The sequence below is a fragment of the Acinetobacter calcoaceticus DSM 30006 = CIP 81.8 genome (assembly GCF_000368965.1).
GTDB lineage: Bacteria > Pseudomonadota > Gammaproteobacteria > Pseudomonadales > Moraxellaceae > Acinetobacter > Acinetobacter calcoaceticus.
Window position 1 is genome coordinate 48,429 of record NZ_KB849784.1, and the last position, 20,432, is coordinate 68,860.

General features: G+C 40.0%; 18 protein-coding genes. 9 read left to right on the forward strand and 9 right to left on the reverse strand.

The window, feature by feature from the left end:
* Positions 1 to 7: 7 nt before the first annotated feature.
* The 5 genes from adeI to F936_RS17505 all read left to right on the forward strand — a co-directional run bounded on the left by adeI (position 8) and on the right by F936_RS17505 (position 6,803).
* Positions 8 to 1,258, forward strand: a complete 1,251-nt coding sequence (gene adeI, locus F936_RS17485) for a multidrug efflux RND transporter periplasmic adaptor subunit AdeI (protein WP_004639126.1) — start codon at positions 8 to 10, stop codon at positions 1,256 to 1,258.
* Positions 1,259 to 1,270: 12 nt separating this feature from the next.
* Positions 1,271 to 4,447: a multidrug efflux RND transporter permease subunit AdeJ gene (gene adeJ, locus F936_RS17490; protein ID WP_005049889.1), complete on the forward strand. Its 3,177-nt coding sequence runs from the start codon at positions 1,271 to 1,273 to the stop codon at positions 4,445 to 4,447.
* The gene (gene adeK / locus F936_RS17495; RefSeq protein WP_005049891.1) at positions 4,447 to 5,901 is read left to right on the forward strand and encodes a multidrug efflux RND transporter outer membrane channel subunit AdeK; all 1,455 of its coding nucleotides are present in this window, start codon (positions 4,447 to 4,449) and stop codon (positions 5,899 to 5,901) included. Before adeJ ends, adeK begins: the two co-directional genes overlap by 1 nt.
* Before the next feature lie 109 nt (positions 5,902 to 6,010).
* The gene (locus tag F936_RS17500; RefSeq protein ID WP_003655405.1) at positions 6,011 to 6,361 is read left to right on the forward strand and encodes a YbjQ family protein; all 351 of its coding nucleotides are present in this window, start codon (positions 6,011 to 6,013) and stop codon (positions 6,359 to 6,361) included.
* Between the two features lie 7 nt (positions 6,362 to 6,368).
* Entirely contained in the window at positions 6,369 to 6,803 is a 435-nt protein-coding gene (locus F936_RS17505) for a YbjQ family protein (RefSeq protein WP_003655403.1), read from the forward strand.
* Here F936_RS17505 and F936_RS17510 read toward each other — a convergent pair.
* From F936_RS17510 to F936_RS17520, 3 genes are read right to left on the reverse strand one after another with little or no spacing between them, the layout of a single operon-like run.
* Positions 6,800 to 7,234, reverse strand: coding sequence for a nuclear transport factor 2 family protein (locus tag F936_RS17510; protein ID WP_005049894.1), 435 nt, complete (start codon positions 7,232 to 7,234; stop codon positions 6,800 to 6,802). The two genes, F936_RS17505 and F936_RS17510, sit on opposite strands and share 4 nt — an antisense overlap.
* 53 nt (positions 7,235 to 7,287) lie before the next feature.
* Complete coding sequence (locus F936_RS17515) at positions 7,288 to 8,094, reverse strand: SDR family NAD(P)-dependent oxidoreductase (RefSeq protein ID WP_005049896.1); 807 nt, start codon at positions 8,092 to 8,094, stop codon at positions 7,288 to 7,290.
* Positions 8,095 to 8,121: 27 nt separating this feature from the next.
* Complete coding sequence (locus F936_RS17520) at positions 8,122 to 8,793, reverse strand: hypothetical protein (protein WP_005049899.1); 672 nt, start codon at positions 8,791 to 8,793, stop codon at positions 8,122 to 8,124.
* 196 nt (positions 8,794 to 8,989) lie between these two features.
* On the opposite strand from F936_RS17520, the gene F936_RS17525 reads away from it, so the two are divergent.
* Positions 8,990 to 11,887, forward strand: coding sequence for a valine--tRNA ligase (locus F936_RS17525; protein WP_005049902.1), 2,898 nt, complete (start codon positions 8,990 to 8,992; stop codon positions 11,885 to 11,887).
* Positions 11,888 to 12,074: 187 nt separating this feature from the next.
* Here the strand turns inward: F936_RS17525 and F936_RS17530 are convergent, their stop codons facing one another.
* From F936_RS17530 to F936_RS17540, 3 genes are all read right to left on the reverse strand, one after another.
* A complete protein-coding gene (locus tag F936_RS17530; protein ID WP_005049905.1) occupies positions 12,075 to 12,677 on the reverse strand; it encodes a hypothetical protein in 603 nt (200 codons plus the stop codon).
* 157 nt (positions 12,678 to 12,834) lie between these two features.
* Entirely contained in the window at positions 12,835 to 13,851 is a 1,017-nt protein-coding gene (locus F936_RS17535; protein WP_005049907.1) for a hypothetical protein, read from the reverse strand.
* Between the two features lie 129 nt (positions 13,852 to 13,980).
* Positions 13,981 to 14,886 carry an AEC family transporter gene (locus F936_RS17540; RefSeq protein ID WP_005049909.1) on the reverse strand — a complete coding sequence of 302 codons (906 nt, stop codon included), beginning with the start codon at positions 14,884 to 14,886 and terminating at the stop codon, positions 13,981 to 13,983.
* Between the two features lie 119 nt (positions 14,887 to 15,005).
* Here F936_RS17540 and F936_RS17545 point away from each other — a divergent pair, with 119 nt between their 5' ends.
* Positions 15,006 to 15,890 carry a LysR family transcriptional regulator gene (locus F936_RS17545; RefSeq protein WP_003655388.1) on the forward strand — a complete coding sequence of 295 codons (885 nt, stop codon included), beginning with the start codon at positions 15,006 to 15,008 and terminating at the stop codon, positions 15,888 to 15,890.
* 304 nt (positions 15,891 to 16,194) lie between these two features.
* Entirely contained in the window at positions 16,195 to 17,382 is a 1,188-nt protein-coding gene (locus tag F936_RS17550) for an ammonium transporter (protein ID WP_005049911.1), read from the forward strand.
* Positions 17,383 to 17,476: 94 nt separating this feature from the next.
* Here the strand turns inward: F936_RS17550 and F936_RS19285 are convergent, their stop codons facing one another.
* A complete protein-coding gene (locus tag F936_RS19285; protein WP_115735816.1) occupies positions 17,477 to 17,611 on the reverse strand; it encodes a hypothetical protein in 135 nt (44 codons plus the stop codon).
* Between the two features lie 82 nt (positions 17,612 to 17,693).
* On the opposite strand from F936_RS19285, the gene F936_RS17555 reads away from it, so the two are divergent.
* Positions 17,694 to 18,389 (forward strand): phosphatase PAP2 family protein, encoded by a 696-nt coding sequence (locus tag F936_RS17555; protein WP_016801817.1) that lies wholly within the window; start codon positions 17,694 to 17,696, stop codon positions 18,387 to 18,389.
* A 1-nt stretch (position 18,390) separates the two neighbouring features.
* Here the strand turns inward: F936_RS17555 and F936_RS17560 are convergent, their stop codons facing one another.
* Together F936_RS17560 and F936_RS17565 are read right to left on the reverse strand one after the other, a co-directional pair.
* A complete protein-coding gene (locus F936_RS17560) occupies positions 18,391 to 19,683 on the reverse strand; it encodes an ATP-binding protein (RefSeq protein ID WP_228136219.1) in 1,293 nt (430 codons plus the stop codon).
* A 66-nt stretch (positions 19,684 to 19,749) separates the two neighbouring features.
* The gene (locus tag F936_RS17565) at positions 19,750 to 20,424 is read right to left on the reverse strand and encodes a DNA-binding response regulator PmrA (protein WP_003655381.1); all 675 of its coding nucleotides are present in this window, start codon (positions 20,422 to 20,424) and stop codon (positions 19,750 to 19,752) included.
* Between the last annotated feature and the right edge of the window lie 8 nt (positions 20,425 to 20,432).

Consider the following 20,432-nt stretch of genomic DNA (forward strand, 5'->3'; position numbering starts at 1 on the left):
TGGAACAATGATGTCGGCTAAGCTTTGGGCTCCTGCCCTTACTGCTTGCGCATTAGCAACAAGTATCGCACTTGTTGGTTGTGGCAAAGGCTCCGATGAGAAACAGCAAGCTGCTGCTGCTCAGAAAATGCCGCCTGCTGAAGTAGGTGTTATTGTTGCTCAACCACAAAGTGTTGAACAAAGCGTTGAACTTTCTGGTCGTACTTCAGCATATCAAATTTCTGAAGTTCGCCCTCAAACAAGTGGCGTAATTTTAAAACGCTTGTTTGCTGAAGGAAGTTATGTTCGTGAAGGTCAAGCTCTTTATCAACTTGATTCTCGAACTAACCATGCAACGCTCGAAAATGCAAAAGCATCACTTTTACAACAACAGGCAAATCTAGCTTCCCTACGTACTAAGTTAAACCGTTATAAGCAACTTGTTTCGAGTAACGCTGTATCTAGACAAGAATATGACGACTTACTTGGTCAGGTTAATGTTGCAGAAGCACAAGTTTCTGCTGCAAAGGCTCAAGTAACGAATGCAAACGTAGATCTAGGTTATTCTACAATTCGCTCACCAATTTCTGGTCAGTCTGGACGTTCTTCTGTAACAGCTGGTGCTTTAGTCACTGCAAACCAAACTGATCCTTTAGTGACGATTCAACAGTTAGATCCGATCTATGTTGATATTAACCAGTCTAGTGCCGAGTTATTACGTTTACGTCAACAATTGAGTAAAGGTAGTTTAGACAATAGTAACAACACGAAAGTAAAATTGAAGCTCGAAGATGGTTCAACCTATCCAATCGAAGGACAACTTGCTTTCTCTGATGCGTCTGTAAATCAGGATACAGGAACGATTACTTTACGTGCCGTATTCTCGAACCCGAATCATCTGTTACTTCCTGGTATGTATACAACTGCGCAGATTGTTCAAGGTGTAGTTCCAAATGCTTATCTGATTCCTCAAGCTGCAATTACCCGTTTACCGACAGGTCAAGCTATGGCGATGACTGTGAATGCAAAAGGTGCTGTTGAGAGTCGTCCTGTTGAAACTTCTGGTGTTCAAGGACAAAACTGGATTGTGACCAATGGTCTCAAAGCTGGTGATAAAGTGATTGTTGATGGTGTTGCCAAAGTTAAAGAAGGGCAAGAAGTGTCAGCAAAACCTTACCAAGCTCAACCAGCAACTCCTCAAGGTGCAGCTCCAAATGCGACAAAGCCGGCTCAATCAGGTAAACCTCAAGCAGAACAGAAAGCATCTTCAAATGCATAAGGGGTAGATTGAATGGCACAATTTTTTATTCATCGCCCCATTTTTGCGTGGGTGATTGCACTAGTCATTATGTTAGCGGGTATTCTCACGCTCACAAAAATGCCTATTGCACAGTATCCGACGATTGCACCACCGACAGTTACAATTGCTGCAACTTATCCTGGTGCATCGGCTGAGACTGTTGAAAACACCGTAACCCAGATCATTGAACAACAAATGAATGGTCTAGATGGTTTACGTTATATTTCATCTAACAGTGCGGGTAACGGTCAGGCCTCTATTCAATTAAACTTTGAACAAGGTATTGATCCAGATATTGCACAGGTTCAGGTTCAAAACAAACTGCAATCTGCAACTGCTCTTTTACCTGAAGATGTTCAACGTCAAGGTGTGACAGTTACCAAATCTGGCGCAAGCTTCTTACAAGTTATTGCATTTTATTCGCCAGATAATAGCCTTTCAGACTCAGACATTAAAGACTACGTAAACTCGTCAATTAAAGAACCGCTTAGCCGTGTTGCTGGTGTTGGTGAGGTAACGGTCTTTGGTGGTTCATACGCAATGCGTATCTGGCTCGACCCTGCAAAATTGACTAATTACCAGTTAACACCAAGTGATATTGCGACTGCTTTACAAGCGCAAAACTCACAAGTTGCTGTAGGTCAGTTAGGCGGTGCGCCAGCGGTACAAGGTCAAGTGCTTAACGCGACAGTGAATGCACAAAGCTTGTTGCAAACACCTGAGCAATTTAAAAATATCTTCTTAAAGAACACAGCATCAGGTGCTGAGGTCCGTTTAAAAGATGTTGCTCGTGTAGAGTTAGGTTCTGATAACTACCAGTTCGATTCGAAGTTTAATGGTAAACCTGCTGGTGGTCTTGCAATTAAAATTGCAACTGGTGCCAACGCACTTGATACCGCTGATGCTGTTGAACATCGTTTAACCGAATTACGTAAGAACTACCCTGCGGGTCTACAAGACAAGCTGGCTTATGACACTACTCCATTTATTCGTCTTTCAATTGAAAGTGTTGTACACACATTAATTGAAGCGGTAATTTTAGTATTCATTGTCATGTTCTTATTCTTGCAGAACTGGCGTGCAACCATTATTCCTACACTTGCTGTACCTGTTGTTGTGCTAGGTACATTTGCTGTCATCAATATCTTTGGTTTCTCAATTAACACCTTAACCATGTTCGCTATGGTATTGGCAATTGGTCTTCTGGTCGATGACGCCATTGTTGTAGTGGAAAACGTTGAACGTGTCATGAGTGAAGAGCATACCGATCCGGTCACGGCGACTTCACGATCAATGGAACAGATTTCTGGTGCATTAATTGGTATTACAAGCGTATTGACAGCTGTATTCGTACCAATGGCATTCTTTGGTGGTACGACTGGTGTAATTTATCGTCAATTCTCGATTACCCTTGTAACAGCAATGGTTCTATCGTTAATTGTGGCGTTAACCTTTACGCCAGCACTTTGTGCAACAATTTTAAAACAGCATGATCCTAACAAAGAACCAAGCAATAATATTTTTGCTCGTTTCTTCAGAGGGTTTAACAACGGTTTTGACCGCATGTCGCATAGCTACCAAAATGGTGTTAGCCGCATGCTTAAAGGCAAAATCTTCTCTGGCATACTTTACGCTGTAGTGATTGGCCTATTAGTGTTCTTGTTCCAAAAACTCCCATCTTCATTCTTACCAGAAGAAGATCAGGGCGTGGTCATGACACTTGTACAATTACCACCGAATGCAACGCTTGATCGTACGAATAAAGTCGTTGATACCATGACAAACTTCTTCATGAATGAAAAAGATACAGTGGAATCTATTTTCACCGTTTCAGGTTTCTCATTCACAGGTGTTGGTCAAAATGCTGGTATTGGCTTCGTTAAATTGAAGGACTGGAGTGAACGTACTTCACCAGAATCTCAAATTGGTGCGTTAATTCAGCGCGGTATGGCATTAAACATGATCGTCAAAGACGCATCTTACATCATGCCATTACAGCTTCCAGCAATGCCTGAACTAGGTGTAACTGCTGGTTTTAACTTGCAACTTAAAGACTCAAGTGGTCAAGGCCATGAGAAACTAATTGCCGCACGTAACACAATTTTAGGTTTGGCTTCACAAGATAAACGTCTTGTAGGGGTACGTCCTAATGGTCAAGAAGATACACCTCAGTATCAAATTAATGTAGATCAGGCTCAAGCTGGTGCTATGGGCGTTAGCATTGCTGACATTAACAACACTATGCGTATTGCATGGGGTGGCTCATACATTAACGACTTCGTTGACCGCGGTCGTGTGAAAAAAGTTTATGTTCAAGGTGATTCGGGTAGCCGTATGATGCCTGAAGACTTGAACAAGTGGTATGTACGTAATAGCAAAGGCGAAATGGTACCGTTCTCTGCATTTGCTACAGGCGAATGGACATATGGTTCTCCTCGTCTTGAACGTTATAACGGCGTGTCATCGGTTAACATTCAAGGTACACCTGCACCTGGCGTAAGTTCTGGTGATTCTATGAAAGCAATGGAAGAAATTATTGCCAAGCTACCATCTATGGGCTTACAAGGTTTCGACTATGAATGGACAGGTTTATCACTTGAAGAACGTGAGTCTGGTGCTCAAGCTCCATTCCTTTATGCTCTTTCATTGTTAATCGTTTTCCTTTGCTTAGCTGCATTATATGAAAGCTGGTCTATTCCGTTCTCGGTTTTACTTGTAGTACCACTCGGTATTATTGGTGCAATCATATTGACTTACTTGGGTATGATTATTAAAGGAGATCCAAATCTCTCAAATAACATTTACTTCCAGGTAGCGATGATCGCGGTAATCGGTCTTTCTGCAAAAAATGCGATCTTGATTGTTGAGTTCGCAAAAGAGCTGCAGGAAAAAGGTGAAGACCTCATTGATGCAACTTTACATGCTTCAAAAATGCGTTTACGTCCAATTATTATGACCACCCTTGCCTTCGGTTTTGGTGTACTTCCACTTGCCCTTTCAACAGGTGCAGGTGCAGGAAGTCAGCACTCTGTCGGTTACGGTGTACTCGGTGGCGTACTCAGTGCAACGTTCTTAGGTATCTTCTTTATCCCTGTATTCTATGTGTTAATTCGTAGTATCTTTAAGTACAAACCAAAAACCATAAACACTCAGGAGCATAAATCGTGATGCAAAAAGTATGGTCTATTTCAGGTCGTAGCATTGCGGTATCTGCACTTGCGCTTGCTTTGGCAGCTTGTCAAAGCATGCGCGGCCCAGAACCAGTCGTGAAAACCGATATACCACAAAGCTATGGATATAACAGCGCTTCTGGTACGTCTATTGCAGAACAGGGTTATAAACAGTTCTTTTCTGACCCTCGTTTGCTCGAAGTGATTGATTTGGCTCTTGCCAACAACCGTGACTTACGTACAGCAACGCTCAATATTGAACGTGCTCAACAGCAATATCGAATTACTCAAAACAACCAGCTTCCGACAATCGGAGCAAGTGGTAGTGCAATTCGTCAGGTTTCTCAAAGCCGTGACCCGAACAACCCCTACTCTACCTATCAGGTGGGTTTGGATGTAACTGCCTATGAGCTTGATTTTTGGGGCCGCGTTCGTAGCTTGAAAGATGCTGCATTAGATAGTTATCTTTCAACGCAAAGTGCACGTGATTCGACACAAATCAGTCTGATTAGTCAGGTTGCTCAAGCATGGTTGAACTATTCTTTTGCATCAGCGAATCTAAAGCTTGCAGAGCAAACGCTTAAAGCACAGCAAGACTCTTACAACCTCAACAAAAAACGTTTTGATGTGGGTATCGACAGTGAAGTTCCACTACGTCAGGCACAGATTTCTGTAGAAACTGCGCGTAACGATGTAGCGAACTACAAAACTCAGATGGCTCAAGCACAAAACTTGTTGAACTTGTTATCAGGTCAATCGATTCCGCAAAACTTGTTGCCAAACCAACCTGTAAAACGCATTACTCAACAGAATGTTTATACAGCTGGTTTACCAAGCGACTTGCTTAACAATCGTCCAGATGTAAAAGCTGCTGAATATAACTTAAGCGCTGCTGGTGCGAATATTGGTGCTGCAAAAGCACGTTTATTCCCAACAATTAGCTTAACGGGTTCTGCAGGTTACGCATCGACTGACTTAAGTGATCTATTTAAGTCTGGTGGGTTTGTGTGGTCAGTTGGACCAAGCCTAGATTTACCAATCTTTGACTGGGGCACACGTCGTGCCAATGTAAAAATTTCTGAAACCGATCAGAAAATTGCATTGTCTGATTATGAAAAATCAGTTCAGTCTGCATTCCGCGAAGTTAATGATGCGCTTGCAACTCGTGCCAATATTGGTGAACGTTTAACAGCTCAACAACGTCTAGTAGAAGCAACTAACCGCAACTACACTCTTTCAAATGCCCGTTTCCGTGCTGGTATTGATAGTTACCTGACAGTTCTTGATGCACAGCATTCATCTTATTCAGCTGAACAAGGTTTATTGTTGCTTCAACAAGCTAACTTAAACAACCAAATCGAGTTATACAAAACTCTAGGTGGCGGTTTAAAAGCAAATTCTTCAGATACAGTGGTTAATCAATCATCGAGCGCTGAACTTAAAAAGCAATAAGTTTTAAATAACTTATCTATAAAAGCTCACTTCGGTGGGCTTTTTTATTGCATATCATGTGAATATTTCTTATCTTGAAACCTTAAGAGATTTAGATTGATAAAAAATAATGTTACTGAGTAATTTAGAAAGCGTTCCGGGCCACCAGATTTTAAAACAGCTTGATGTTGTTTATGGAAGTACTGTCCGTAGTAAGCATGTTGGCCGTGACTTGATGGCGAGTTTAAAAAATATTGTGGGTGGTGAACTTACAGGTTATACCGAATTATTAGAAGAATCCCGCCAAGAAGCCATGAATCGTATGATTGCCAAAGCTCAGCAACTTGGTGCGAACGCAATTGTCGGCATTCGTTTTTCAACTTCAAATATTGCTCAAGGTGCTTCTGAACTATTTGTCTATGGCACGGCTGTAGTTGTGCAACCTCAAGCACCCCATCTACCAGATCCATTTAGTGCATAGGTAGAAAATGGAAAATCTTATTTTTCAACTTGTTATTTTTCTGATTCTTTTCAGTATTGGTTGGGGTTTTGGGCGCCATATTGAACGAAAACATTTGAAAGAACTTCTAGAAAAAGAGCAACGACTGGCCCATATCAGAATTGATACCAACCGATTTGCAACGAGTGATCAGCTAGGCCATTTCATTAGTAGTAATGTTGTGATTTCTCATGACTACTTTAAATATGTATTGGCATCCATTAAGAATGTTTTGGGTGGTCGCCTCACCAGTTATGAAAGTGTGGTTGAGCGTGCTCGCCGTGAAGCGATTGTCCGTTTAAAACAACAAGCCCATACCGCAGGAGCTAACCATATTATGGGAGTTCGGCTGAGTACAACCGAACTCGGAATGCAGGGTGGAATGGTCGAAGTCTTTGCCTACGGCACAGCAGTAAAAGATTAATACTGCCCTACACTAGAAAAATGAATGCGTGGATTGCCAATATTTTTAGTTAAATGTTGGCAAATTCCGGTAATTTTCCAACTGCCCTGTTGTTTTGCCAAAGTAAAATAATAACGACCAAACGAATGAAAATAATCATTTTCTGAAAAACGATAAATTTGATAATTACATTCTAACCATGCCCGATCTTGTTCAATACGGATGATCGGATTACTTAAGTTATGTTGCAATCTGAGATGCGACAACGCCTGTTGCCGAGAACCTTTATATTCATGACAAGACACGACACATAAAGGCTCTCCCCTAAACTGGAAATAGTCCACCTCAAGTTGATCTGCCAATAACTCATCAAAAGCGTCCCAATTTTTCTGGTCAAAGACCAATTGAAAACGCGTAATGACTTCTAAAATACGGTGATAATCTTGATCCATGGTGAACCTTCTATGCGGGTTTTTCATCAATTTAGCACGGCAAAATCACTTTTTTATTTTACTTTTGTTTTCCGAATCATTTTATAAAGAAGTTTTGGAGACATCCGAGAAACCATAACCCCTAGTTTTTCTTTTGTTCCTCCAACAACAATATATTCTTGCCCATGCATTAATGCTTTAACTGCTTGTTGGGCAAAAACATCTGCCTCTAAACCATTCTCGATGGCTTCATCTTGATGACCTTGAGGTTGCCCAGCACCATTTAGCGCATTGAAAGAAACATTAGTTTTTACAAAGCCCGGGAAAATAACGGAAACTTCAACACCTTGATCTGAGACCTCAGCACGTAAACTATTTGCCCACATATGAATTGCCGCTTTAGCAGCCGAATAACTTGCACGGTACTGTGTTCCTAACAGACCAGCCACGCTAGAAACAAACACAACTCGACCAGACTTTTGTTTTAGCATGGTCGGAAGCACAGTTTTGGTTAACGCCACTTGTGAGAAATAGTCGACTTCCATAATGGCCCGTTCGGTTGCCATGGTCGTATCTTCAATTAAAGCACGTTGGCTTAAGCCTGCATTATTAATAAGCCAGTCAATTCTGCCTTTCGCTTTTAAAATCTGCTCATAGGCTTCTTGTACCTGCTTTTCATCAGTAATATCTGCAACCACAGATAAGTGTTGATCTGGATTTAACAAACCCACTCGAACTGCTTCTAATTCATCAAAACGACGCGAGGTCAAAATCACCTCTGCACCTTGCAAGGCCAACTCTCCTGCCAAGGCCTTGCCTAAACCAGAAGATGCTCCCGTAATCCATACCACTTTATTTTGCAAAGTATCAAGTTTGGCCATGCTTTATGTTCCTATTATCTTTTTAAATTATGCTGCTTGATGCATGAAGGCCAAAAAGTGGTTGATATAATGAGTTGCTGTGGTCTGATCGACCTGTGTACCTAACTTTTCCAAACGTTTATAGCCTAAATGCGTCGTCATGTTGATCACCCCATTCAGGGTTTTATCGACAACTAAATTAAATTTTAAACGCTTTTTAGGTTCACGTACTAGGCTTGTTACGCCTAAATCTACAATTTGGATGAGGGTCTCAAAAGCAGCTGCAACACTCTGCATATTCCCATCACGAATTTGCTGCGTAAGAGTTTCAGCTTGTTGCACGAGTTGGAGGGTAACTGGATAGGTAATATAAACTTGCTGCCCCTGTTCTTTCATCAGGGATGTCATGTAGTCAACTAAAGGTAAAAGACGTTCATTTCCAAAGAATGAAACTGACCAAGGCATGTATTTTCGAAAAGTCTCTAAAACTTGCTGAACTACTTTTTCAGACTCAGCTTGCTGTTTTGGGGACATGGTTGTATTCCCTGACTGTAAAAGTACAGAAAAAACCTGCTCAATAATTTCACAAGAAAGGTCAGACAATACATCCCCTAAGGGTTTTGCCTGACTTTGGCTTACCCCATCATGCAGTTTCTGCCGAATGGTCTCGAATTGGGTATAAGTTGAATCGGAAATTTTCAAAAAAACTTCATAACTCATGAGTAGCATCCTTTTTCAATTCTTTTGTAATTTTTGTGCCGTGTGTCTACACGATTAAATTGTGATCCATCTTTCATAAATCTACCGTTTTTTGAAAAAAATACAAAACCGTTTATCTGTTTTCAGCACATTAATTTCGAGGCATTTTTTTGCTACAATAGGTGCAATTTTTTATGCATATTCGATCTAAGCTACTATGACTGACGCTCAAACCGCTCAAAATATTGCGACCACATACGATCCAACCGAGATCGAAAAGAAGTGGTACCAAACGTGGGAAGAACAAGGTTACTTCAAACCTTCTGGTCACGGTGAATCATTCTGTATCATGATTCCGCCACCAAACGTCACTGGTAGTTTGCACATGGGCCATGGCTTTAACAATGCCATTATGGATGCCCTCACCCGTTATAACCGTATGATGGGTAAAAACACCTTGTGGCAACCGGGTACTGACCATGCGGGTATTGCAACTCAAATGGTTGTTGAGCGTCAACTTGGCTTACAAGGTGTGACTCGTCATGACTTGGGCCGTGATAAGTTCATCGAAAAAGTTTGGGAATGGAAAGAACAATCTGGCGGCACAATTACGAAACAAATTCGTCGCTTAGGTTCATCTGTAGACTGGTCACGCGAACGCTTCACGATGGATGAAGGTTTATCAAACGCAGTTAAAGAAGTATTCGTTCGTTTGCACGAAGATGGTTTAATTTACCGCGGTAAGCGCCTTGTAAACTGGGACCCTAAACTTCAAACTGCTCTTTCTGACCTTGAAGTAGAAAGCAAAGAAGAAAAAGGCTCACTTTGGCACTTTAAATATTTCTTTGAAGACAAATCAGTTAAAACTCAAGATGGCAAAGACTATCTAGTAGTTGCAACAACTCGTCCTGAAACGTTACTGGGCGATACTGCGGTTGCTGTTCACCCTGAAGATGAGCGTTATGCACATCTTGTTGGTAAAAACATTGTATTGCCAATTACTGGTCGTTTAATTCCAATCGTTGCAGACGACTACGTTGAAAAAGACTTTGGTACTGGCTGTGTAAAAATCACGCCTGCTCATGACTTTAACGACTATGACCTAGGTAAACGCAATAGCTTGCCAATCATTAATATCTTCAACAAAAATGCCGAAGTTTTAGGTGAGTTTGAATATATTGCCAAAGCTGGTGAACAAATTTCTAAAACCATTACTGCACCTGCGGAATACGCTGGTTTAGAACGCTTCGCAGCACGTAAAAAGTTAGTTGCTCAAGCTGAAGCTGAAGGCTGGTTAGATCAAATCCAACCGTATGACTTAAAAGCTCCACGTGGCGACCGTTCAGGCGTGATCATTGAGCCATTATTAACTGACCAATGGTATGTAAAAATTGCTCCGCTTGCTGAGCCTGCAATTGAAGCAGTTCAAGATGGCCGTATTAAGTTTGTTCCAGAACAGTACAGCAACATGTACATGGCGTGGATGCGTGACATTCAAGACTGGTGTATTTCACGTCAGCTTTGGTGGGGTCACCGTATTCCAGCTTGGTACGATGCGAATGGCAACATCTATGTGGGTCGTAACGAAGAAGAAGTTCGTGAGAAAAACAACATCGCTGCTGACATTGAACTTAAACAAGACGAAGACGTTCTTGATACATGGTTCTCTTCTGCGCTTTGGACATTCTCAACCTTAGGTTGGACTGGCGATGCGAAGCAAGATGAAGTAAATGATTTCCTTAAAACCTTCCACCCAACAGATGTGTTGGTCACTGGTTTTGACATCATTTTCTTCTGGGTTGCCCGCATGATCATGATGACCCTACACTTCATGAAAAATGAAGATGGTTCATCTCAAGTACCATTCAAGACTGTTTACGTTCACGGCTTAGTACGTGATGGTGAAGGTCAAAAAATGTCTAAGTCTAAAGGTAACGTACTTGACCCATTAGACTTGATTGACGGTATTGATTTAGAAAGCTTGGTTGCAAAACGTACTACTGGCCTAATGAACCCGAAAGATGCGGCGAAGATTGAAAAATCAACGCGCAAAGAGTTCCCAGAAGGTATTAATGCGTATGGTACTGACGCAGTTCGTTTCACGTTCTGTGCGCTTGCAAACACTGGTCGTGACATTAAGTTCGACTTAAAACGTGTTGAAGGCTATCGTAACTTCTGTAACAAAATCTGGAACGCGACTCGTTTCGTTCTGATGAATGTTGAAGGTCAAACTGTTGGTCAAGAAGCGCGCCCTGATCTTTGGGAACTTCCAGAACAGTGGATTATGAGCCGTCTGCAAAAAGCTGAAGCTGCCGTACACCAAGCGTTTGCAACCTACCGTTTAGACCTTGCTGCACAAGCGATTTATGACTTTATCTGGAATGAATACTGTGACTGGTACGTTGAGTTAACTAAACCAGTTCTGAACGATGCAGAAGTTGCGGAAGAGCGTAAAGCTGAAGTACGCCGTGTATTGCTTGCAGTGATGGAAGCTTCTTTACGTTTAGCTCATCCGTTAATGCCGTATTTGACAGAAGAAATCTGGCAAACGCTTGCACCAATGCTTGGTAAAGGCGGTCCAACGATTATGACTGCTCAATACCCTATTCCTGAGCAAGCAAAAATCAACGAACAAGCTGAAGCAGATATGCAATGGCTTCAAGGTTTGATCGGTGCGGTACGTAACATTCGTGGTGAGTTAGGCTTAGGTAATGCACGCTTGTTGCCAGTATTACTTCAAAACACATCTGATGCAGAACGTGAACAAATCATTCGTATTGAAGCATTGTTCAAAGCATTGGCTAAAGTTGAAAGCATTGAATTCTTGAATAAAGACCAAGAACCGCCTTTGTCTTGCTCTAGCGTTGTCAGCCATGCATCGGTATTTGTACCAATGAAAGGCTTAATTGACCCTAAAGCTGAGCTTGCTCGTTTGCAAAAAGATTTAGATAAAATCCAAAAGCAACATGACCAAATCGCGGGCAAACTTGCAAATGAAGGCTTTGTCTCTAAAGCACCAGCAGCGGTAGTTGAAGGTGAAAAAGCGAAGCTTGCTGAGTTTGCTGCTCAATTAGAGAAAGTTAAAGCGAATATGGAGCAAATTGCTGCGCTTTAATTCAGTAATTTGATTAAAAGAATCCCCTCTTAGTGAGGGGATTTTTGTTGAAAATAATTACAACTCAGTTCAGAAAGACGTATATTTTCAAGCTTTGATATAAACCTATTAGATAACCAAATCAAATATTGATCAAAAATATAAATTCAATAAAATCTTAACCTATTAATTTAATGAATTAAAAACATCAATCAATTTTATACACACTAAATAATAGTTTTCCATTTGCAGAGATTGCCCAATATAAGTGATCATTTTTGTGGCTTCCCTCTAAAATAATGAATTTATTTTGCTGGCAAACTTGTTCAACTAAACCAATATTTTTTTCTGAACCATACACATTAAAAGAATCGTGTTCTTCAAAATCATCATGATCTCTTAACAACTCAGGTGGTTGAACATAATGAATATTGGATTTAAATGTTTTCCAACGTTTTTTAATAGTTGGCTTAATACATTCAACTGTTGAATAGGTAAATTTTTTCTGAACTGGTGACTGATTTTTAAGTAAAAAATTTACTTTAGTTTTATTATCTAAGGGATAGACTACAATCCAGTAACCATCGTCATATGAATCTAGCCTTTGATAAAAAAATATCGATTCTGTCAAATTAGGAAAGATTTTATGATCATATAAAATACTATTTTTCAATCTTTTCTTATTTAGACTCTCTTCAAAAAAATTACCCGCCATCCATACTAAAAAAATTATTACAATTAAAAAACTTACGATTGAAATAAAGACATAAGTTACTAACATTAAAATTATACTTAAAAATTTATTTAACATAAAAACTCAACTTCAAAACTAGAAAAGGCCCACCTAGGCCTAATTTCTTACAGCTATATAAAATAGCCCCCAATTTTTAAAATCCCCCAAATCATCACTACTAATATCACAGCACCATATAAATTCTGAAAGTTAATTATTGGTGTTATCTAATAAATCAAAGCACCCCATGCCCCAACAACATCTCTACCCCACTCGCTTTTTTCATGTGCTTTAAGCGTTCTTTTTCCCACTTCACCTGCTGCTTTAACTCAGCACAGTCCGCATCTACAGCTTTATAAACATCACTAATGTGTACATGCTCAGCTTTCACATTCTTGGCTAACTGAAAAGAATCCCAAATATCTGCAATTTGACTTTCAAGCTGCTGACTTTGTGCATCTAAAGCCAGTTTATAAAACCGCAATTGCTCGGCAGATAATTCTTTAGCCCCTACTCCTTTATTCTGTTCAAGCTGTAACTGGAGTTTGAGTAAATAAAACAAATCCTGCTTTTCATAGGCCTGACTTGCCTGTTGGAACAACTCAGTTTTTTCTTCTTTTTTGGTTTCATCTTGCTCACGGTCTGGATGAATCATCGCGGCAATTTTTAAATAAACTGTTTTTAACGACTGCGCTGCCATCTGCTCAGCTTGTTCACGTTTTTGTTGTTGTCTTTGCTGTTTGGCTTGTTCACGTGCGTGTTGCTGCTCGGCAGCATACTGTTCAAAGTCTTCATCAAATTCAGAACCTTGATCAGCACTTACTTCATATTCAAATTTTATCGGTTGAGCTTTTCTATTCTTTTTTACCGACTCCCCTGCATGTTGCTGATAAAAGGTATCAATCTGCTTCACTAACTCCAACTGTTCTTCAGATAGCTGTTTGGAGCGCTTCAACATGTGTGCAAGCTGGGCAATTTTTTCATCAAGTTGTTGCATGTCTGCTTTGGAAAACTCATGGCTATGCAACATATTCCAAAGCTGCTCTAACTGCTGAAATAAGACTTCATGCAAATCGTTATACACAGGCATCAGTTTTTGCCGTATGTGCTGTTGAATCTCAGCTTGTGCATTTTGCCATGTGCTAAGGCTAACTTTTTGCTGTTCTATTTTATCAATCAGGCGATTAAGTTTTTTCTGCTGTGCAGACGGTTCAGACCTTTGCTGCAAGCTCACTTTGAGATCAAAGGACATACTCATCCACCTGAAAAAGAAAAAAGTGTAGCAATAATCAGATGAGGAAGGTAGCAAAGCATTCTTTAAGTAAGAATCGGCACGTTAATTTTTGGAAAATAGAACGTATCTTACCTAAATGTTTATATCTTAAGAGATCCACCAAATCACCACTGGCAACGTCAGGGCAGCACATAAAGTTTGAAAGCTAATCACGGCTGCCATCAACTGGCTATCTCCACCCAAAACTTTGGTTAAAATGTATGATGCAGAAGCAGTCGGTAACGCAAAGAAAATGACTAAAATTTGTGTTTGTAGACTTGGTAAACCAAACCACATGCAGACCACATAGGCTAAAGCAGGCACTGCTAAAAGTCGTGCAAAAGTGTCTGCCGCCAACACCACAATGTCTTTTTTAATTTGCATGAACTGTAAAGCAGCACCTACGCATAACAAACCCAGTGGCAAACTCGATGCTGAAAAAAGCTTAATAAAGCTAGAAAAGCCTTCCCAAATCGGGATGTGAAGTGCATTGACTGCCGCTCCCACCACACACGATGCAATTAACGGATTTTTAAGGAGCGCAATCAAAACAGGCTTAAGCGCCATGTGTTCTTTAGAGGTTAGGGCAAGCACCGAAATAACGTTCACAAGTGGAATGCAAAGCGCCAATAAAATTGCCAGAATTGCCATTCCTTCACTTTTAAAAAGCGAAGTCACTAAAGCCAAACCAATATAAGTATTAAAGCGCACCATACTTTGTACGTGCACACCAAAACGTGCAGGCGGTATGTGCCAAAACACGCGAAGTAGGTACAAGAAAATGGTGACTGCCAAAACCACAATCAACATGGCAATAATGGCTGTACTTAAACTTTGTAAGTCAATTTTCGCGGTCGACAACGTACTAAAAAGCAAAGCGGGAAATAAAATATAGTAATTGAGCTTCTCTGCCCCAGCCCAAAACTCATCGCTAAAAAAACGATATTTTTTAAACAGGTATCCCGATGCAATTAATGCAACTAAGGGAAAAAGAGATAAAACAATGCTATTCATTTCTTTACTCGAGTTTGGTTGAAGGGCTTGCTATTTTTTGGCAATTCCTTGGCTTACTCATATATTAAAGATAATGAAAACTCATGATAAAATGAGTTTTTACTCATAATAAGTACAACATGACATTTACCCAACTTGAAATTTTTGCACTTATTGCTGAACTAAAAAGCTTTACTGCTACAGCAGAAAAGCTGGGAATTTCACAATCGGCAGTTTCTCATGCCCTTAAGTCATTAGAACAACAATGGGGCATCAACCTCATTTCAAGAACTCAAAGTGATATTGAACTGACTACAACAGGCCAGCAGTTACTCACTCATGTAAAAGAGCTATTGAGTATTTCCAACACGTTAGAAAAAGAAGTGGCTGCGATCCATGGATTAAATGAAGGCACATTACATATCGGATCTTTTGGGGCATCATCATCCATTTATCTCTTGCCTGAAATTTTAGAAAGCTTTCGGCAGCGCTACCCTAAAATCGAAATTTATATTGATGAAGGTGAGGATAAAGAAGTTGCTCAATGGTTATTGGAACGGCGTATAGAAGTTGGTTTTTTGATTATGCCAGATGAGCGGTTCGATACTTTCCCTTTAATCGAAGATCGTTTTGTTGCCCTAATTCCGAATAGTTACCCGCTCGCGCAACAACTCTATATTGATCCAGCACAACTAGAAAACTGCCCTTTTATCATGACAATGGCAGGCAGTAGACATCAGGTCGAATTAATTCTAAAAAACTTTAACGTTAAACCAGATATCAAATTTTATGTTTCACAAATTCTAAGTATCGTCAGCATGGTTCACAACCAGTTAGGTGTTTCCATTGTATCCGATATGGTAATTACCAAAGAATTGCTCTCACTCTATCCAAATGTAGTCAAACGCCCTTTTAAACCGAATCTTAAGCGTTCTATTGGACTCGCGGTGAAAAATAAAAAGCATATGAGTCCAGCTGTGAAAGCATTCATTGAAGTTGCTCAGGAAGTTTGGTCGGATCATTAGTTCAAATAAAAACAACTCTTTTAAATTTTAATAACGAACTTTTTTAGGTCAATTTATAAGCGTATTAGATGATTTTTAACATAAAAGCATAAGTATCGCCCTTATCTCGATCAATTTAACGCACCATTTGTCGTCAAAATCCCATTATCCAATCTAAATTGGTGCGCTTATTGCATATTCACTTTTATGCAATTGAGTTTGTTTCGACAAACTTAGGTTTTTAGATTCCTTAAATCTATTTTGGTGCAATTTATAGACTCAGATTTGTTCCAAAATGGAATTTAGCACTTTTTTCGAGCATGCTATGCAAAATGTAGATCTATTTTTCTTATTACTTGGTGCTGTTTTGGTTCTTGCCATGCACGCAGGTTTTGCATTCTTGGAACTTGGTACAGTTCGCCATAAAAATCAGGTGAACGCACTAAGTAAAATTCTGACTGACTTTGCCCTCTCTGCAATCGCATATTTCTTTGTTGGCTACTACATTTCTTATGGCCAGCATTTCTTCCATGATGGTACGGTTTTATCAAGTGATCATGGCTACAACCTTATGCGTTGCTTCTTTTTACTTACTTTTGCTGCGGCAATTCCTGCCATTATTTCGGGTGGTATTGCTGAACGTGCAAAAATGCGTTCTCAAGCCATTGCAACACTCGCTTTAGTTGCGCTGGTTTATCCATTTTTCGAAGGCATGGTCTGGAACGGTAACTACGGTCTACAAAAGTGGTTAGAAACAACCTTTGGTGCAGCTTTTCATGACTTTGCTGGTTCAGTTGTAGTGCATGCTATGGGTGGTTGGATTGCGCTTGCTGCTGTCATTTTATTAGGGGCACGTTCTGGTCGTTATAAGAAAGATGGTCGCGTAAGTGCTCACCCACCGTCTTCTATTCCATTTTTGGCGCTTGGTTCATGGATTTTAATTGTCGGCTGGTTTGGCTTTAACGTGATGAGTGCTCAGCGTGTTGATGCTATTTCTGGTCTAGTTGCCATTAACTCACTCATGGCAATGGTTGGGGGAACGATTACAGCAAATGCGATTGGTAAAAATGACCCAGGTTTCTTACACAACGGTCCACTTGCAGGCCTAGTCGCAATCTGTGCAGGGTCTGACATTGTTCATCCAATCAGCGCGCTTGTTATTGGTGGTGCAGCCGGTGCGATGTTTGTGTACCTATTTACCTACACACAAAACAAACTCAAAGTTGATGATGTGTTAGGTGTATGGCCGTTACATGGTGTGTGTGGTGCATTTGGTGGTATTGCAGTGGGTCTATTTGGTCAACAATGGCTTGGTGGTTTAGGCGGTGTGTCTTTCATCTCGCAACTCATTGGTACAACACTTGCGATTGCCATTGCGCTCGCTGGCGGCTTTATTGTGTACGGCTTACTCAAAGCAACCATTGGCATTCGTTTATCGCAAGAAGATGAGTTCCGTGGTGCAGATTTATCTATTCATAAGATCTCAGCAAATTCTGAAGAAGGTATGTTTTAATTCTGTGTAGGCACGACAGAGTCTTTTCTTTTGTAATAGCAAATAACATCCGTCAATTACGTTACTTTTGTTTCGGCATGAGTAGCGTCTAAAACTACGCAAGACCAAAACCATTTCCATTCACAAAACCTGTTCCCTGTTTATTACTATCCAAATAGCTTGCAAAAACTTTAAACTTCTTATGCTCAACAGGTTGTGAATGGATACACCCATTCATCATTTTGGTCACGAAATTAAATTTAGTTTAAGAGCAATTTAAGCTTAATTTTATGTAATTAGTCGCATCCATTGTCGATTGATATTTCATCAGAATGACTAAGCAAAAACTTTTTTTCCAAATTAACCTTATCTTGCTTTTTTTAAGCTTTTTTCTGCTTTTAATCGTTTTTCCAGTCGGCGGAAAAATTGATATGTACCTTATCCAGCCTTGGATGGATTCAACAGGTCATTTTTTCAATCGGGACAATTGGTATCTTGTACGGCTTAACCATGAAATCGTAAAACAAATCATCACCACTGTTTATGTCATCTTTTTAGGTCTTTGGATTGCGTCATTCAAAGTAGAAAAATTGAAGCTTTATCGCTGGCAATATGGCTATATGTTTTTTGTGAGCATGATTGGTAGCGGTATAATTGGCTTATTAAAGTCACAATCGACGCATGCTTGCCCTTGGAATATGGTTCATCCTACCACGTTAGGATATGTATGGGATTTTACCGCCAAACACGGACACTGTTTTCCAGGCGGTCATGCAAGTGCTGGTTTCATCTTAATGACAGGTTATTTTGTTTATCGTCTTGAGCGGCCTAAACGTGCCTATTTTTACTTAGCGGCGGGTCTTATCTTAGGCTTTATGATGGGTTGGGGGCAAATGATGCGTGGCGCGCATTTCCTGAGCCACAATTTATGGACAGGTTGGGTAGTTTGGGCAGTAAATATTTTATTTTATGCAGTTTGTATTTACCGCTTTGAGTTTGAAAAACGAATCAAACAAGAACTTGTATAAATCAAGTTCTTGTTTCATGAATATGTAAAACTTTAGGCAGTTTAACCAGAACAGAAAGTCCACCAAGCTCTAAGCTTTTATCAAGTGTTAAAGTTCCACCTAAACGTTGAGTTGCACGGTCAACAATCGATAGACCTAAGCCACTGCCCACTTCAAGGTGGTGGTGTACCCGATAAAAACGTTTTAAAACTTTATCATAATGTTCAGGTTCAATCCCCGCACCACTATCTTCAATTTGTATACATGCATCGCCATCTGTAGCAGTAAAAACTGAAATATTAATCACGCCTTGGTGGGGCGTATATTTGATTGCATTATCAATTAAATTAAAAATAATAGAATGTACTGTCGGCTCAACACTATGCATTTCAATAGGTTCATTACGAACCAGCCCTAAATCAATCTCTTTTTGCATGGCTAAATTAACAAGCTGTTCAACACAGTTTAAAGCGACATCATTAAGCTGAAAATATTTGGTGGGTTCAATCACACTCAAAGATACATCCTGCTTTGCCAAAGCTAAAAGCTGGGTGACCAGATGCTGAATACGCGCCAATCCTTTACTCAAGTTTTGCAATGACTCATGCTCAGGCAGTTGACTGATTAAAATTTTAGTTTGTAGATTCAAAGCTGTGACAGGAGTTCGGAGTTCATGTGCAGCATCGGCAATAAACTGTTTTTGTTCCATTTGAGCCTTAGATATACGTTCAAACAGACGGTTCATTTCATCAATAGTGGGCAATAATTCTTGAGGATAGTCTAAAGCTTCAATTGGCGTTAATTCTTCCGAATCGCGATGAGTCAGTTCATTTTTAAAATCATCAATCGGCTTTAAACCTCGACGAATAATTGCGGCTAAAGCAAAAATCGCAAATGGCAAAATAATTAGATAAGGAATGAACATACTTCCTGCGAGTTCCCAAGCAAAAGCCTCACGGACTTTTTCTCGTTGGCTAATCTGGATCTGATAATCTTTTAAAGGCAGAACATAGGTACGAATTAAACCTTGGCTGGTTTTATGCGAATAAAAGCCAGCTTGTGCGACAGGTGGAACCAACAGGTGTAAATGATGAGATAAATGGGCCTGATCTTTATAAGCCCAAATATCTACAAATAAATCTTCTTCATGATAGGTTTTATGAAAATCGAACTTACTCGTTACGGTTTTCAATGGATATTCAGCTGTTCGTTCTGCTAAATAACGCATTTGAGTATCTAAAATTTCATCAACTTCTTGCAGTGCAACCTTATAGGCACTAAAAATTAATATACAACCTAAAATGACACTGAAAATTGAGGTGCCTCAAATCAGTCGTTTCTTTAATGAGTAATGCACTGTTATGAAGTTCCAAAATTTAAGTTACGATTGCCCTAAACGGTAACCCAACCCTCGAATAGTTCGGATAAAGTCTTTCCCGAGTTTAGCTCTCAAGTGATGCACATATACTTCTATTGTATTACTGGTCACATCACTATCGAAATCATATAACTTATCTTCAAGATTTGCTTTAGAAAAGATTTTATTTGGATGGCTCATCAAAGGAATAAGAATCGCCCATTCACGATTCGACAAGTCGATCCGTTGACCTTTAAAGGTTGCGATATGTTGTTCAACATTTAAAACCAGATCTCCACTTTGTAATAGTTGCTCATGGTTCGCAAGCTGAGCTTCCACCCCACTACGACGCAATAGCGCATGTATACGGGCAAGTAACTCATCAAATTCGTATGGTTTGATTAAGTAATCATCTGCCCCGTTGTTTAAGCCATCAACACGGTTTTGTAACTGATCTCGTGCCGAAATGATTAATACAGGAGTTGCTGCCCTTTGGCGGATTTGCTTTAAGACCTGCATGCCATCCATCATAGGCAGCCCTAAGTCCAAAAGAATTAAATCGAATTTATTTTTAGCCAACTGAGCCAGACCATCTAAGCCATTATTGACCCACTCCACCTCAAATTGATGATATTGCAGCAACGTTATTGTTGACTCGGCAATCATAAAATCATCTTCAATCATCAAGATTTTTGTCATGTTCTAGG

Coding starts and splice junctions, on each gene's coding strand:
- adeI (WP_004639126.1), top strand. CDS start 8: ATGATGTCGGCTAAGCTTTGGGCTCCTGCCCTTACTGCTTGCGCATTA.
- adeJ (WP_005049889.1), top strand. CDS start 1,271: ATGGCACAATTTTTTATTCATCGCCCCATTTTTGCGTGGGTGATTGCA.
- adeK (WP_005049891.1), top strand. CDS start 4,447: ATGCAAAAAGTATGGTCTATTTCAGGTCGTAGCATTGCGGTATCTGCA.
- F936_RS17500 (WP_003655405.1), top strand. CDS start 6,011: ATGTTACTGAGTAATTTAGAAAGCGTTCCGGGCCACCAGATTTTAAAA.
- F936_RS17505 (WP_003655403.1), top strand. CDS start 6,369: ATGGAAAATCTTATTTTTCAACTTGTTATTTTTCTGATTCTTTTCAGT.
- F936_RS17510 (WP_005049894.1), bottom strand. CDS start 7,234: ATGGATCAAGATTATCACCGTATTTTAGAAGTCATTACGCGTTTTCAA.
- F936_RS17515 (WP_005049896.1), bottom strand. CDS start 8,094: ATGGCCAAACTTGATACTTTGCAAAATAAAGTGGTATGGATTACGGGA.
- F936_RS17520 (WP_005049899.1), bottom strand. CDS start 8,793: ATGAGTTATGAAGTTTTTTTGAAAATTTCCGATTCAACTTATACCCAA.
- F936_RS17525 (WP_005049902.1), top strand. CDS start 8,990: ATGACTGACGCTCAAACCGCTCAAAATATTGCGACCACATACGATCCA.
- F936_RS17530 (WP_005049905.1), bottom strand. CDS start 12,677: ATGTTAAATAAATTTTTAAGTATAATTTTAATGTTAGTAACTTATGTC.
- F936_RS17535 (WP_005049907.1), bottom strand. CDS start 13,851: ATGTCCTTTGATCTCAAAGTGAGCTTGCAGCAAAGGTCTGAACCGTCT.
- F936_RS17540 (WP_005049909.1), bottom strand. CDS start 14,886: ATGAATAGCATTGTTTTATCTCTTTTTCCCTTAGTTGCATTAATTGCA.
- F936_RS17545 (WP_003655388.1), top strand. CDS start 15,006: ATGACATTTACCCAACTTGAAATTTTTGCACTTATTGCTGAACTAAAA.
- F936_RS17550 (WP_005049911.1), top strand. CDS start 16,195: ATGCAAAATGTAGATCTATTTTTCTTATTACTTGGTGCTGTTTTGGTT.
- F936_RS17555 (WP_016801817.1), top strand. CDS start 17,694: ATGACTAAGCAAAAACTTTTTTTCCAAATTAACCTTATCTTGCTTTTT.
- F936_RS17565 (WP_003655381.1), bottom strand. CDS start 20,424: ATGACAAAAATCTTGATGATTGAAGATGATTTTATGATTGCCGAGTCA.